The sequence below is a fragment of the Planctobacterium sp. AWM4_229 genome (genome assembly GCF_056160305.1).
The window spans coordinates 154,631-170,200 of record NZ_JBSWWX010000001.1 but is presented as its reverse complement, the minus strand read 5'-3'; the positions used below and the strand labels follow the sequence as shown (position 1 = coordinate 170,200).

9 protein-coding genes are annotated in these 15,570 nt (G+C 46.2%); 7 read left to right on the top strand and 2 right to left on the bottom strand.

All coding sequences use genetic code 11. The features are described from left to right. Positions 1–2: 2 nt before the first annotated feature. The 3 genes from ACXAGP_RS00740 (at position 3) to sohB (ending at position 4,461) form a co-directional block, all read left to right on the top strand. Positions 3–482 (top strand): SixA phosphatase family protein, encoded by a 480-nt coding sequence (locus tag ACXAGP_RS00740; RefSeq protein WP_475258937.1) that lies wholly within the window; start codon positions 3–5, stop codon positions 480–482. A gap of 301 nt (positions 483–783) precedes the next feature. After that, complete coding sequence (locus ACXAGP_RS00735) at positions 784–3,300, top strand: zinc-dependent metalloprotease (protein WP_475259497.1); 2,517 nt, start codon at positions 784–786, stop codon at positions 3,298–3,300. 123 nt (positions 3,301–3,423) lie between these two features. Next, positions 3,424–4,461, top strand: coding sequence for a protease SohB (sohB, locus tag ACXAGP_RS00730; protein WP_475258936.1), 1,038 nt, complete (start codon positions 3,424–3,426; stop codon positions 4,459–4,461). 65 nt (positions 4,462–4,526) lie between these two features. On the opposite strand, the gene ACXAGP_RS00725 is transcribed toward sohB, so the two are convergent. Then, the gene (locus ACXAGP_RS00725) at positions 4,527–5,879 is read right to left on the bottom strand and encodes a dicarboxylate/amino acid:cation symporter (protein WP_475258935.1); all 1,353 of its coding nucleotides are present in this window, start codon (positions 5,877–5,879) and stop codon (positions 4,527–4,529) included. Between the two features lie 84 nt (positions 5,880–5,963). Here ACXAGP_RS00725 and ACXAGP_RS00720 point away from each other — a divergent pair, with 84 nt between their 5' ends. Together ACXAGP_RS00720 and ACXAGP_RS00715 are read left to right on the top strand one after the other, a co-directional pair. Continuing rightward, the gene (locus tag ACXAGP_RS00720; protein ID WP_475258934.1) at positions 5,964–8,561 is read left to right on the top strand and encodes an Ig-like domain-containing protein; all 2,598 of its coding nucleotides are present in this window, start codon (positions 5,964–5,966) and stop codon (positions 8,559–8,561) included. 127 nt (positions 8,562–8,688) lie between these two features. Further along, positions 8,689–9,837 (top strand): arginase family protein, encoded by a 1,149-nt coding sequence (locus ACXAGP_RS00715; protein WP_475258933.1) that lies wholly within the window; start codon positions 8,689–8,691, stop codon positions 9,835–9,837. Positions 9,838–9,896: 59 nt separating this feature from the next. On the opposite strand, the gene astB is transcribed toward ACXAGP_RS00715, so the two are convergent. After that, positions 9,897–11,237, bottom strand: a complete 1,341-nt coding sequence (astB, locus tag ACXAGP_RS00710; protein ID WP_475258932.1) for an N-succinylarginine dihydrolase — start codon at positions 11,235–11,237, stop codon at positions 9,897–9,899. Between the two features lie 261 nt (positions 11,238–11,498). On the opposite strand from astB, the gene topA reads away from it, so the two are divergent. Beyond that, positions 11,499–14,153 (top strand): type I DNA topoisomerase, encoded by a 2,655-nt coding sequence (gene topA, locus ACXAGP_RS00705; RefSeq protein WP_475258931.1) that lies wholly within the window; start codon positions 11,499–11,501, stop codon positions 14,151–14,153. A 190-nt stretch (positions 14,154–14,343) separates the two neighbouring features. Beyond that, on the top strand, positions 14,344–15,546 hold the full coding sequence (locus ACXAGP_RS00700; protein ID WP_475258930.1) for a lipoprotein-releasing ABC transporter permease subunit: 1,203 nt from the start codon (positions 14,344–14,346) through the stop codon (positions 15,544–15,546). The last annotated feature ends 24 nt before the right edge of the window (positions 15,547–15,570 follow it).

Here is a 15,570-nt window from a genome sequence, read left to right as displayed (position 1 = left end):
TCATGAAGCAACTCGTCCTCTGCCGACATGCTAAATCCAGTTGGAAATATCCGCTAAAGGATGTCTATCGACCTCTTAATAAACGTGGTTTGGTGCAGGCTCCTGAGATGGCCAGGAGCTGCGATTTATTACCCGATTTAGTACTTTGCTCGCCGGCCACAAGGGCATGGTCAACTGCCTTGTGTTATTTTCAGGAGCTTGGCTGGAACTATGACATATTGAGAATGGAACCCCGTTTGATTGAAGCTTCAAAAGCGCAATTAATAGAACTCGTGGAGAGTATAGAGCAGGGTATTGATACCCTATTTTTGTTCGGCCATAACCCCGGGTTTAATGATTTACTTAGCTATTTGTCAAAGGCCGCGTTAGAAACCGAAAACCTGGTGACATCGGGTCGAGTGGTATTGTCTTTACCCGGTAGCACATGGCAAGCCCTCGAACCTGGTTCAGCCACAATCATCGACTGGACAGTTCCGCAGTAGATCATCTTTGCATACATCGCGATATTACACTTTTCGAACTTGTATCAGATCCTTCCTTCAGATAAAACGTAACAGACTATTTCTGATAAGCCTTGAAGGCTTATTTTTGTTATAAACTGTAAGGCTTTGGGCAAGCGATATTGAACAGTCGCCTCGAAAATGCCCATGACTTAATAATTATAATCAAACGACAGGGTTAGATATGAGGAACATCAGATTAACGTTGCTTGCAGCCGCCATTTCTATGGCGATTAACGTTGAAGCTACCGAAGACAATATACAGAGCCAAGCGCTTTTAATGATGCAGGAAACGGCTGCAGAGGCTGATACTGAAGCAACCGGTGAAGACAGCGCAGAAGAAGAGAAAGAAAAAACCATGGCGGAAAAGCTGGAAGAGAAAACCGCTTTCCCAGGTTTATTCGATGTTTACCGCGATGACGAAGATGGTTCTGGTCTGGTTGTGGTTACAGATGACATGTTGAACAAGCCGTTTTTATACATGGCTCATACTGTTAATGGTGCACTGGATGCAGGGCATTTTAAAGGTGGCTATCGCGACGGCAAGCTGATTGAATTTCGCAAATACTTTGATCGTATCGATGTTGTCGCTTTGAACCCTCGCTACTATTTCGACCCGGACAATGCCATCAGCAAAGCCGCAGATGCCAACATCAGCGAAGCCGTGTTGTTATCCACGAAAATCGACATGAATGAAGATGGAAAATATGCCATTAGTCTTAGCGATCTAGTGCTAAACGAAAATATTCACAAGGTTTCTCCATGGCCCAACCCAGCGGCAGATAAAGATCCAAAACGCTTTAAACTGGGCAAGTTTCAGGATGGCAAATCACGTATCCTGGAGATCAATAATTTTCCAGCAAACACCGACATGATAGTTGAATATGTGTTTGAAGATAGCAATCCTAAAAACTCTGGAAACAACGAACTCGCTGATCCGCGATACGTATCGGTGCAACTGCAACACTCATTTGTTGAATTACCCGAGAATAACTTCAAACCACGTCGTGATGATCCGCGTGTAGGTTATTTCTTGCAACAGTTTGATGACATGACCTCTGATCGCACAGCAAACTACCGCGATGTGATTAACCGTTGGCATCTGGAAAAGAAAAACCCGGGTGCAAAAGTATCTGATCCGGTTAAACCTATCACCTGGTGGATCGAGAATACCACTCCTGTAGAGTGGCGTGACACCATTCGCGATGCCACACTGGCGTGGAACACTGCATTTGAAAAAGCCGGTATCAGCAATGCGATTGAAGTAAAAATTCAGCCCGATGATGCGGATTGGACTGCGGATGATATACGTTACAACGTACTGCGCTGGACTAGTTCACCCAGACCGCCGTTTGGCGGCTATGGCCCGAGTGTTGCCAATCCCTATACAGGTGAAATCATTGCAGCAGACATTATGCTGGAATACACCTTTATGAAAGGTCGCTGGATTCAGGCAAACTTTTTGAGTGATGGCTATTCGGAATCTGAGCTGGGTCACTTTGCGCAAGAAGGGTTGCACTGCTCATTAGGCCATGCCATGAATGGCAACCTTTTGTTTGCGCAAGCTACGGCTATGGCTAATGGCATGGGCGACATCGAAAAAGATAAGATGTTAAAGCAGACTATGTACTATCTGATTTTGCATGAGGTGGGGCATACACTGGGTCTGAACCATAACATGCGCGCCACTCAGTTGCACAGTAATGACGTGGTTCATGATGAGAGTGTAACTCAAGGTATTCTGGCTGGTTCTGTCATGGACTACCCATCAGTGAACTATGCACCTCCGGGCAAAACACAAGGTGATTTTTACACCGATAAACCAGGTCCTTATGATGATTGGGTAATTGAATACGGTTACTCTGAAGGCCTTGCTGACGCCGAAGCAGAAGAGAAACGCCTTTCGGAAATATTGAGCCGCTCAACTGATCCAGCATTAGCATTCGGTAACGATGCTGATGATATGCGTGCGCCAGGACGTCATATTGATCCGCGCGTTAACATCTTTGATATGTCGGGCGATGCTGTTGAATATGCCAAAGATCGTTTCGCGTTGATCCGTGATACCTGGGGTAAAATGACAGAAAAAGCCTTGAACCCCGGCGATTCCTACAACGACTTGGTTGTGGGGGTTAATGCGGTATTCACTGAGCTTAGCCGTCAGGCGAATGTTACCTCTCGCTACATTGGTGGTGTTTATGTGGATCGCGCGATGGTGGGACAAGATGGTGCCAGCAAGCCATTTACACCCACGCCTGCGGTGACTCAGAAAACCGCAATGTCGTCATTACGTGACAACCTGTTTGCACCTGATGCATTTGATGGTATGCAACCTTTGTATGACTTGATGCAAAAGCAGCGTCGCTCCTTTAACAACTTTGGTAAAAATGAAGATCCACGTATTCACGAAATGGTCCTGAAAGCACAACAAGCTGTACTTTCACATATCATGCATAAAAACACGGTAGAGCGTATTGTAGACACCGAGTTATATGGCAATGAATATCCACTAGAAGTGGTATTCGCAGATTTGACTGATGCTATTTTCGAAGATGACAGCAAAGGTAGCGTAAATAGCTTCCGCCAGAATCTGCAAGTGGCGTATGTTAATCGCTTGTTGAATATTTCTGGTTTAGAGTCAAAAAGTGCCTATCCTACATTTGCCCAAGCAGTTGCTACTTACGAGCTGGAGCAAATCGAAGATAACCTAAATATGAGTCGCGGTGACAAAGCCACCAAGATCCATAGAAACTTCTTACAACGTCGCATTAACAGTGCGTTCCATAAGAGTAAAAGCTAATAAAGTATAGCGATTGTGAAAGCCGGCTCGCGCCGGCTTTTTTGTATTTTTAACCTTAACATTGGATTCGGGTTTGTTACCCCCATAATGAGCTTGAATAAAAGAAAATTTCTGGAGAGCTAATTGGAATTTTTAAGTGAATACGGCATGTTTTTATTGAAGGCCGTAACCATAGTGATGGCAATACTCTTCGCCGTTGGTGGCGTGGTATCGTTGGCTTCAAAACAAAAGCAGGAAAAAGGGGAGCTGGATATCAGCTCAATTTCTGACAAGTTGCATGATCTGGAATACAAAGCCAAAGCGATGGTGTTTGGCAAAGAAGAATTTAAAGCGTGGGAAAAAGAGCAGAAAAAGCTGGAAAAAGCCCGCGCTAAAGAAGAAAAAAACGCCGATAAAGACACTGCCCATAAAAAGAAACTGTTCGTTTTGGATTTTAAAGGCTCGATGGATGCCAAAGAAGTCGATAGCTTACGTGAGGAAATCACCGCTATTTTAACTATAGCCAAAGATGATGATGAAGTATTATTGCGACTGGAGTCTCCGGGCGGTGCTGTACACGGATATGGCCTTGCAGCATCACAACTAGCCCGTATTAAAAAGCGCGGTCTTAAACTTACCGTCGCAGTCGATAAAGTGGCAGCAAGTGGTGGTTACATGATGGCTTGTGTGGCAGATAAAATTGTTTCTGCGCCGTTTGCCTATATTGGCTCAATTGGCGTTATCGCCCAAATGCCTAATTTTAATAAGGTGCTTAAGAACAATAGCATTGAGTGGGAACAGCATACAGCCGGTGAGTTTAAGCGCACGCTTACGGTGTTTGGTGAAAATACCGATGAAGCTCGAGAGAAGTTTAAAGCCGAGTTGGAAGAGATTCATCATTTCTTCAAAACTCATATTCAGGAGTTTCGTCCTGAGCTGGACATTGATTCTGTGGCGACAGGGGAGCACTGGATTGGCAAAAAAGCTTATGAGTTGAATCTGGTGGATGATATCCAAACCTCAGACGACTACTTGTTGTCGCAAGCCAAAGAGCTTGAAATCTTTGCAGTAAAATTCAGACCGAAGAAAAAATTGGCAGATAAGTTAGCGGAAGCGGCCAGTATGTCGGTGAAAAACACCCTGTCAGATTTAGCCCGTTGGCGTGATTCAGCGTTTCATTAAAAACACGGATTTAAATACGAATAAGCCAGTCATCAGACTGGCTTTTTTAGTTCAGTACTGAGTATTCAGTCTTTGCCAATCTGATGGAAAGACTTCATATCGAGTTCTTCATTAACACTGTCTGCTTTTGGATCATCAAATACTGCTTTATCCAGTTTGTTCTCGGAGTTAGCGACAATACAGGCAACAGTACAATCACCGGTTACGTTAACTGCTGTACGTGTCATATCTAACAATCTGTCTACACCGATTATCAGTGCGATACCTTCTACAGGCAGTCCTACCTGTTGCAACACCATCGCCAGCATAATCAGGCCAACACCAGGCACACCAGCTGTACCGATTGAAGCAAGAGTCGCCGTCAAAATTACCATCAGGTAATCGCTAACGGCTAAATCGACACCATAAACCTGGGCAATAAACACGGTGGCAACCCCTTGCATAATGGCGGTGCCGTCCATGTTAATGGTGGAGCCAAGTGGCACGGTAAAGGAAGCTACAGAGTTGTGTACGCCTAGTTTATTGCGAGCAGTTTCAAGGGTTACAGGTAAAGTAGCGCTACTGCTGGATGTAGAGAAGGCGAACAGGGCAGTTTCCCGCATCTTTTTCAGCAAGTTCATAGGGTTTAAGCCCGCAAATGCCTTCAATAACACCGGGTAAACCACAAATGCATGGATGGCTAGCACCACTAATACCAGTATAAAATACTTGATCAGTCCCAAAATAGTATCAAAGCCGATGGTGGCGAATAACTTAGCCATTAATGCAAATACACCGATTGGGGCCAGGTTCATCAGAATGGTGACCAACTTCATAATGACATCATTTAAATCATTAAAAAGTGATGCGAGTCGCTCTCCAGATTTGCCTGCCATTGCCATAGCAATGCCGAACAGCAGGGCAAATACGATAATTTGTAACATGTTGCCTTGCGCCATAGCGTTAATAGGATTAGTGGGGAACATGTTAATAATTACCTGGGCAAGTGAAGGTGCTTCTTTGGCCTGATAGGTAGCATCAGTGCTCAGTTCCAGTCCTTCGCCCGGAGATACAACCAGAGCCATGGAAATCGCAATGGTAATGGCGATAGCCGTGGTGACGACGTATAAACCGATAGATTTGCCACCTAAACGTCCCAGTTGTGAAGGATCGCTTAAATTACAGGTACCGCATATAAGCGAAACCAGTACCAAAGGCACAACCAACATCTTCAAACTGGCGATAAAAATCTGCCCGATAATATTGAAGATACCTTCTACTAAAAATCCATACGTTGAAAATTCCACGCCAAGTAGGCTAATGCGAAAATCTCCGCTATCATCAAACAGTAACTGTAAGAAAAACCCGGTTAATATCCCGGCTAGCATGCCGATAAAAACTCGGGCAGTCAGGCTAAATTTTTTGTTAGTTTGTTCCATAGAGTTTGCTTTATTTATTGTTTGGAACAAGCCTAACAAGATTGTTTGCGAAGCTGAATAAAAATTTACGAGCGAGGAACCAGAGTGCGGAAGACAGATAACAACAATAAATGGATCTCCGGGTGGCAAAAAGTTTTTCTGGCTTTTTCACTATTAACCCTTGTGGCTTGTGGTGGTGGAGGCGGCGGCTTGTCCCGAACCGACACCGATAACAATGATGATGGTGATGATGACACAACACTGACAATCACCATGAGCATTGCTGATGCTTCGACAGGCAATGCAAGTGATGAATTAAGCATCGCAACACCACTTACTGTGAGTGCCACTGTTACCGACAGTGATGGCAACGTTGTTTCAGGGCAACTAGTTACTTTTAGTTTGAATGATGCCGATCTGGCATCCTTTAGTCCCGAAAGTGGTACCGCGTTAACTAACAGCGACGGGGTTGCCAGTATTAATTTGATTGTTGGCACACTCGCAGGCGCTGGTGAGGTTACTGCCACCTTAGGCGGCGGAGAAACCGCTCAAATAGGCTTTACCTCGCTGGGTGATGGTTCTTCAGGAGCGCTGGCGATTTCCTTGCGAATTCTCAATGCCGATGCCGAAGTTGATAATAACCTGTCATCAGCCAACCCTTTGACGGTGGAGGCAACCGTAACTAATGGCTTAGGTGAAATCCAAACTGATCAGCTGATTAATTTCTCTCTCACTAATAACGAATTAGCATTTTTTGATCCAGAAAGCGCGACTGCGCTTACTGGTAACGATGGTATTGCCACTATCACCTTGCGCGTGGGGCAGGTTGATGGCGCCGGTTCCGTAATTGCGACATTAAATTCCGATACTTCAGTGACAGACAGTGTGGGTTTTAATTCGGCAGGAGACGGACAGGTAACGCAGGAACAGCCCGCCACATTAGATTTTTTTACCAGTTCGTTATTACTCGCATCCAGTGGCTCCGATGAAGTAGAGCTCATTGCACTGGTGAAAGACGAGGACAATATTTTGATGGAGGGAATTGATGTATCTTTTTCTTCTAATTCCGGCGAATTAAGCATTGTACAAGGCACAACAGAGGCTGATGGCACGGCGAGAGCGACTTTGACTTCTCGAAATAATCCCGAGAACCGCGAGATTACTCTGACTGCCAGGGCCGGCGGTTTAACTGAAACCTTAACCGTGAATGTAACCGGAACGGTTATCAACATTAATGCGCCCACTTCGGTTATTCTCAGCGATACTGGGGATATCAGTATTATAGTGGCGGATTCTGATGGCAATGGTATTGCTAATCAACAAGTCACTTTAACATCACAGGTAGAGGGGAGCCTGGACAATCTAACCCCTGTTACAGATGAAACTGGTCAACTGACGGTAACCTATAACGCCGTGCAATCTGGGGTGGATGTTATTTCTGCTTCCGCACTAAATGCTTCATCGTCACAGGAAATCATTGTTCAGGAAGATGAGTTTAGTTTTGCTCGGGAATCTGTTGAAGATGTGCCGTTAAATACCGATGAAACTATCACCGTAACCTGGCTGAAAGATGGACTTCCTTATGAAGGGGGCAGTGTCAACCTGACCACAACTCGAGGCTCTTTGAGCACCAATTCTGCAACCACTGATGAGAATGGCCAGGTCACCTTAACTGCCAGCTCTTCGACTGCGGGGGCAGCGATAGTCAGTGCCAGAGGTACCGACAGTGATGGCGGTGAAGTGTCTGCTCGCATAGAGGTGGAGTTTGTCGCCACAGAAGTGGCTTCTATTATTGTCTCAGCCAGTCCCAATTCCATCGGGCCTGGAGGTCAGAAAAGTACCATTACTGCGGTATTAAGAGATCCTATTGGCAACTTAGTGAAAGGCGTAACAGTAGGATTTACTGCTGATGATGTCAGTGGCGGTAGCTTATTTCCACCTGCAGCGGTCACTGATAGTAACGGCATCGCTTCGACGGTATTTACCTCCAATACGGTGACATCTGAGGATGCCATTGTAATAACGGCAACTGAAGAAACTTCAGGACTGGCAGCAGAGACCAATATTACAGTGGCAGATCGTGCTTTGTTTATTTCTTTGGGAACCGGCAACGAAATTCTGTCTCCCACTACCGATAGTTATGAAAAACAGTTTTCTATCTTCGTCACCGACGCCAATTCTAACCCCGTGCCTAACGTTGAGTTAACCGTATCCGGTACTCCTGTTAAATACACGGAATTATTAGATCCGAATGCCGAGCCAGGTGATGCCAATTATCAGGTTCGCCGACCAGCCTTCTATAAAGGCTACTGGGAAGCGTTTCCCAGTGCAGACGCCTTCGAGTATTGGATTGCTATATATACGGCTTCCTGTGCCAATGAAGACGTTGATGATGACGCTATTCTGGATGAAGGTGAGGACCTCAATGGAGATGGAAACCTGACACCCGGTAATATTGTAGCCATTCAAGGAGATGTCACCACAGATGAAAATGGCCAGGCATTGGTTGCGTTGCGTTATCCGAAATCGTTTGGTGCCTGGGCTACTATTAATGTTGTGGCCAGCACGCCAGTGGCAGGTTCAGAAAATCGCACCAGTCAGTTTTATACTCTGGGTGTGTCTGCAGTCGATGCCGCAGTTGAGTCTTCGCCACCTAATTCAAACCCTTTTGGCTCAGGGGATTCTTGTGAAAATACCCTTTGACGGACAATTAGTGTAGATACTTATGCAGTTAAAATGGGCGGTTATTTACCGCCCTTTTTTCTGCCAGGAGGTGGTGACTGAAACTCCCCCAAACAGCCCGTTAATGCTATAATGTAGCTCCCTACAAATGAGTGAAAAACAAGGTCTGTATCAAATGTCTCTGACCCCTGAAGAAAAACTTAACCATTATTTGTGCGCGCCCGGCAACGGTGTTTTTACCGTGCAAACTGCCAAAGAAAAAAAAGAAGTACTGCACAACCGCTTATACGGCGTAACTGGTGAAGAAGCAGAAAAAGCCTGGCGTAAAAAACTGCAGGAATTTTGTTACTACAAAGTGGACAAACCATTGGTTTTTGGCATTTGCCACGACACTGGTGGTGGTATTCTTCGCGGCGCAAATTGGGGACCATTATTTGTGCGTCAGGCGCTGTATGATCGATTTAGCGAAGGCAGTATTGCCTACGATATTGGCGATATTCGGGTTATTCCGCATTTGTTAATGGATAAATATCTAAATTCTGCCACCGTCAGAAGTTGTCGTTCAGCGTTGTACGACAATGAGCATTTTGAGTTGGCAGTGAGTCCATTATCTATCGCTTACGAAGTGGTGCGCTCCGCTTATGAGCTTAATGAAGGCGCGCGCTTTTTTGCCATTGGTGGCGATCACTCAATTAGCTACCCACTGACCAAAGCCTACATTGAACAACAGAAAAAGCGTGGTAAAAAAGTCGGCATCATTCACTTTGATGCTCATACCGATTTGTTACAGCAACGCTTGGGGATTGATATTTGTTTTGGCTCCTGGACTTATCACATACTGAACGATCTGGAGCGTCCTTATCACGTAGTGCAAATAGGTATCCGTTCCAGCGGCAAGCCGAAAGAGCACTGGGAAGAAAAGTACGGTGTTAAGCAATACTGGAATTACGATGTGCAAAATCGCGGTATGGAGGCCATTGCCAGCGAAACCATTGAGCACTTCCAAAAAGAAGGTATCGACGAGATTTATCTCACTTTTGATATCGATGCCATCGGCGCGGAATACGTGAGCGCTACGGGCACGCCAGAACCTGATGGCATTTCACCGGATGAAGCCATTACCGCCATAGAAATGTTTGCTAAGCATTTGAATATTACCTCTGGTGATATTGCCGAAGTGGCACCGTTTGTTAGTACCAAACACTCTGGTACTGATGCCGATGAGCCTGAGTCCACTTTGAGTGCTGCAGGTGAGGTATCGCGCGCTATTGTGGATGCGATGCAGTTTCAAAAATAGACTTCAATAAAACGAAAAAGGGGAGCTGACCGGCTCCCCTTGTTATATGCAGATCGTTTCTAATCTTGTTGGAAAGTATACACTGATCCAATTTTCAAAATTTGGGTTAACTCATCTAGGGCCGTGCGCGACTCAATGAGTAACTGCGGATCGGCGAGGTCGGCCACCGATAGTTGCTCCCGGTAGTGCTTATCCACCCAACTATTCAACCGCGTAAACACCTCATCGTTGATCAGGGTTTGTTGATTCACTGCGGCCAGCTCATCTTCTGTTAATGCCACTCTCAGGCGCAAACACGCCGGGCCACCGCCGTTGCGCATGCTTTGCTTAACATCAAAAAACTTCACCTGCTTGATGGGAGTGTTGAGGGTCACTAATTTTTGCAAATAGGTGTTAACCGCATCGCTTTCCTGACATTCAGTCGGCGCAATAATCACCATCTCACCACCGGGTAAGGTTAACAGTTGGGTATTAAACAGATAGGTTTTAACCGCTTCCTGAACACTGACATCTGCTTCGTTCACCTTGATAAAGTGCAGCTCATCACCGTTAAACTTCTCTCGAATTTCAGCCAATTTAGCTTCCGTATCGAGGAAGGCTTTTTCGTGGTAGAACAACACATTTTGGTTGCCCACAGAGATCACATCGTTGTGAAATACACCAGCGTCGATAACGCTGGGATTCTGTTGCAGATAAACCGTATTTTCATCACTCAGTCCATGCAGTCTCGCAACGGCTTGAGACGCTTCCAAAGTTTGCCGTGCTGGATACTTTTGTGGTGCAGGTTTGCTGTGATCAAAGGCTTCTTTACCGTAAACAAATAGCTCTACACCGGAACGACCATAATCAGCACATAAGCGGGTGTGGTTTGCTGCACCTTCATCACCAAAATGATCATTGTCCGGCAGGTGCATGTGGTGCTGGAAGTATTTACTGTCGTGAAACGTGCCTTTCAGAATTCTGCCGGTAACTACTGGCTCTAAAGAGCGATGGAACTTGTTGGTCAGGTTAGCGGGTGTAAAATGGACTTTGCCATCGGCAGTATCCGCGCCTGGCGATACAGTGGCCGCGTTTGCCGTCCACATACTGGAAGCGGAACACACCGATTGTAGTATTTGTGGAGCCTGCTTAGCGGCTTTTTGTAAAACATCGGCATCACTACCAGTAAAACCAATTCGACGCAGTGCGTGGACATTTGGGCGTTCCTGTGGGGCCAATACGCCTTGTTGCATGCCCATATCCGCCAGAGCCTTCATTTTAATCAATCCTTGTTTTGCTGCTTCTTTTGGATTGCTAATGGCCTGTGCATTATTTGAGGAAGCGACATTGCCAAACGACAAACCGCCATAGTTATGAGTGGGTCCTACCAGACCATCAAAATTCACTTCGTATTGCTTCATGTATTTCCTCTGAAGAGTTGCAGAATACGTCTTGAGTTCTTGCATTGCGTCGCCATTATACGTGTTTTAATGATTGTGCCAATCATGAATGCCTTATTTTTAAAGGGCTGTAGCGGTGAGCAAAGATATCTATGAAGAAAATCTTGTTTTCTATGCACTTTGCAGATATACCTAAAAATAGGAAATTTTAAGAACAGCATGAATGTAATGTTCCACTGGGGATGAGCAATCGCCAGTCAGGTAAAGGTTAGAACGTATAATATGGCCAAGTCGCTCGTTATTGTGGAGTCGCCCGCCAAGGCGAAGACCATAAATAAATATTTGGGAAAGGATTTTATTGTTAAATCCAGCGTGGGGCACGTCAGAGACTTGCCCACAAAAGCATTGGGCAAAGTTGCCCCGAAAAAACCAGCAAAAGAATTAAAAGAGTACAGCGAAGAGAAAAAGCAAAAATACCTTCAGCAATATGAATACCAAAAACTGGTGGATCGCATGGGCGTGGATCCCCAAAATGATTGGGAAGCCCATTATGAGATCATGGCAGGTAAAGAGAAGGTCGTCAGTGAGCTGAAAAAACTCGCCAAAGATGCCGACCACATCTATCTCGCAACGGATTTGGATAGAGAAGGGGAAGCCATTGCCTGGCACCTGCAAAATATTATTGGCAATAAAAATAAAACCTTTCATCGCGTAGTGTTCAACGAGATCACCAAAAATGCTATACAGGAAGCATTTAAAGAACCCGGAGAAGTCAACACGGCTCGCGTTAATGCCCAGCAGGCCCGCCGCTTCCTGGACCGGGTTGTCGGTTTTATGCTGTCGCCACTGTTGTGGAAAAAGGTATCCAGAGGTTTATCTGCAGGCCGGGTGCAATCGGTAGCCGTGCGTCTGGTTGTGGAGCGTGAACGGGAAATTAAAGCCTTTATTCCGGAAGAATACTGGGATGTACATGCGGATGTGAACAACGCCGCCAATACGACGCCCTTTAAGATGCTGGTAGCTAAACAGCAGGGCAAAGCCTTTAAGCCAGTAAATAAGGCGGAAACTGACGCCGCTTTAGCGCTGCTGGAAAAAGCCCAATACGAAGTGGTAAGTCGCGAGTCTCGCCCTACAAGTAGTCGTCCAAGCGCACCTTATATCACCTCAACACTGCAGCAAGCAGCCAGTACTAAACTGGGTTATGGGGTGAAAAAGACCATGATGTTGGCACAGCGTCTTTACGAAGCGGGCCACATCACCTACATGAGAACTGACTCAACCAATTTGAGTGCCGAAGCTTTGGGTAGTGCCCGAGGTTACATCGAAAGTAATTTCGGTGATGCCTATTTACCTGAAAAACCTAACTATTATGGTAGTAAAGAAGGCGCTCAGGAAGCCCACGAAGCCATCAGACCGACTAACGTCGATAAGTTGGGGGCTTTCCTCAATGACATGGAAAAAGACGCACAGCGTCTTTATGAGCTCATCTGGAAGCAGTTCGTTGCTTGTCAGATGACACCAGCCAAATACGACGCCACCACCATCACGGTCAAAGCCGGCGACTTCGATTTAACAGCGAAAGGCCGGGTGTTGAAGTTTGACGGTTGGACCCGTGTGCAGGAACAAATCAAGCGCAAGGGCGAAGAAGACAACAGTTTACCGGATGTAAAAGAAGGCGAAATTCTCAATTTAATGCAGCTTGAACCTAAGCAACACTTTACCAAGCCGCCAGCGCGATTCAGCGAAGCCAGTTTGGTAAAAGAGCTGGAAAAGCGCGGCATTGGTCGACCTTCTACTTACGCCAGTATCATTTCCACCATTCAGGACAGAGGCTATGTGCGCCTTGAGCAGCGTCGTTTTTATGCTGAAAAAATGGGGGAAATCGTCAGTGACCGATTGTTGGAGAAGTTCAATGATCTGATGAGCTACGATTTTACCGCCAACATGGAACAACACCTGGATGAAATTGCCGACGGCAAGTTAAACTGGAAACAAGTACTGGATCAGTTTTACGATGGCTTCTACAAAAAACTGTTAGCTGCGGAACTGCCTGCTGAAGAAGGCGGCATGAGCAGCAACAAGTCGGTAGAAACCGATATTCCTTGCGAGAAATGCGGTCGCACTATGATGATCCGTACCTCGTCTACCGGACAGTTCCTGGGATGTACAGGGTATAACTTACCTCCCAAAGAGCGTTGCACCAATACCATGAATCTGACTTCTGCCGATGAAGTGGTGGATCTGGATAAAGAAGACGAAGCTGAAGCCCAGGTGCTGCGCACTCGCCATCGCTGCCATATTTGCAGTACGTCGATGGATAGCTACGTTATCGATGAAAAACGCAAACTACACATTTGCGGTAATAGTCCCACCTGTCCAGGTTACGAAATCGAGCAGGGCAACTTTAAGATCAAAGGCTACGATGGTCCGGTGATTGAGTGTGATCGTTGTGAAGCCCCGATGGAGCTGAAGACAGGGCGTTTTGGTAAATATTTCAAATGTACTAACGAAGAATGTACCAACACCCGTAAGTTACTGAAAAACGGCGAGGTGGCACCGCCCAAATCCGATCCAGTGGATTTACCGGAATTGCCCTGTACCAAATCTGATGCCCACTTTGTGCTCAGAGATGGTGCTGCAGGTATTTTCCTGGCGGCCCATAACTTCCCTAAATCCCGCGAAACCCGCGCGCCATTGGTGGAAGAACTGCAGCGCTTCAAAGACCGCCTGCCAGAAAAACTTCGCTATCTGGCGGACGCACCTGCTGTAGATAATGAAGGCAACAAGACGCTGGTGCGCTTTAGTCGCAAAACCAAGCAGCAATATGTTTCTTCGGAAAATGACAAAGGTAAAGCCACGGGGTGGACAGCTTGGTTTAAAGATGACAAATGGGAAATAGAAGAGCCCAAAAAAGCGGCGCCGAAAAAAGCCAAATAACACCGGGCTTAATCGGCAACGTAAATTGAAACAATATTAAGGCTCGAAAGAGCCTTAATTTGTATTACCATGGCAACGTTTATCGTGTGGCAGTCAACGCAAGGTCAAAATTGCCAGATTCAAGGTAGCGATTGAGTTACCAAAGGCTCAAGGTTAAACTCCACACCCATCTGAAATTTTAGGTTTCGCAATGTCATTACCCGCTTCAATCTTCATTGGATTACGCTACAGCAACAGTCGTAAAAGCAATCAGTTTATTGCCTTTATCAACGGCTTTTCAGTGGCGGGCATCGCGCTGGGATTAATGGCGTTGATCATTACCGGCTCAGTCATGAATGGCTTTGAGCACCAGCTTAAACAGCGTATTTTAGGGCTGGCACCGCATTTTATCGTATCCGGAAAGCTGCCCGTTGAAGCAACTGAATCTTTAGCGCCATGGCTGCAAACCGCAGCGCCTTTTAGCGAAACTGAAGGGGTACTGCAGGCCAAGGGTGGGCTAAAACCAGTTTACATTCAAGGTATCGATCTCGACGTACCCGCTGGCTGGCAACAAATGCAAAACCACATGGCCCAGGGTAGCCTTGAGAGCCTGCAACCCAAAGCGTATCAAATCGTGATTGGACGTTTATTGGCGATTCGACTAAATCTCGCCGTGGGCGATCAAATCCGGGTGATCATTGCCGGTACTTCCATTTACACACCGCTGGGGCAAATGCCTGCGCAGCGCAAATTCACTGTTAGCGGAATTTTCGACATTGGCTCCGAATTAGACGACAAAGTGGCACTGGTCAATCTTAGCGATCTCGCGCGCTTGCAGCGGCAACGGGTAGAGAGCTTTGCCGATACCCGCTTATTCTTAAACGACGCTTTCGATTATTTGCAGGTCAGGGAAGCACTGGCAAAACACAACTTGCAATGGACAGACTGGCGAGAGCGTCAGGGGGCCTTGTTTGACGCCGTTAAAATGGAGAAAAACATGATGCTGATCATGTTGCTACTCATCGTCGCTGTGGCGGCTTTTAACATCGTCTCGGCGCTGGTAATGGTGGTGAACGAAAAACAAGGCGATATCGCTATTCTGCGTACTCAAGGTATGGCCCGCAGGGAAGTGATGCAGATATTTTTAGTGAACGGTATCTACAACGGCGTTAAAGGTACGGTGATTGGCGCGTTAGCAGGGTTGATTATTGCCAGCCAAATTAACAACATCATTCATTGGCTACAGTTACCTGTGGTGAATTATCTGCCAGAAGGCAAGTTACCCATTGTGATGGATCCGGTGCAAATTAGCTCCTTAATCGGCTTATCTTTGGTGTTGTGTATGATAGCCGCTTTGATCCCGGCTTGGCGGGCCTTAAAGATTGAGCCAGCCAGCGCCTTAAGATACGAGTAGAACCCAAAACATAACCGAGCAGCA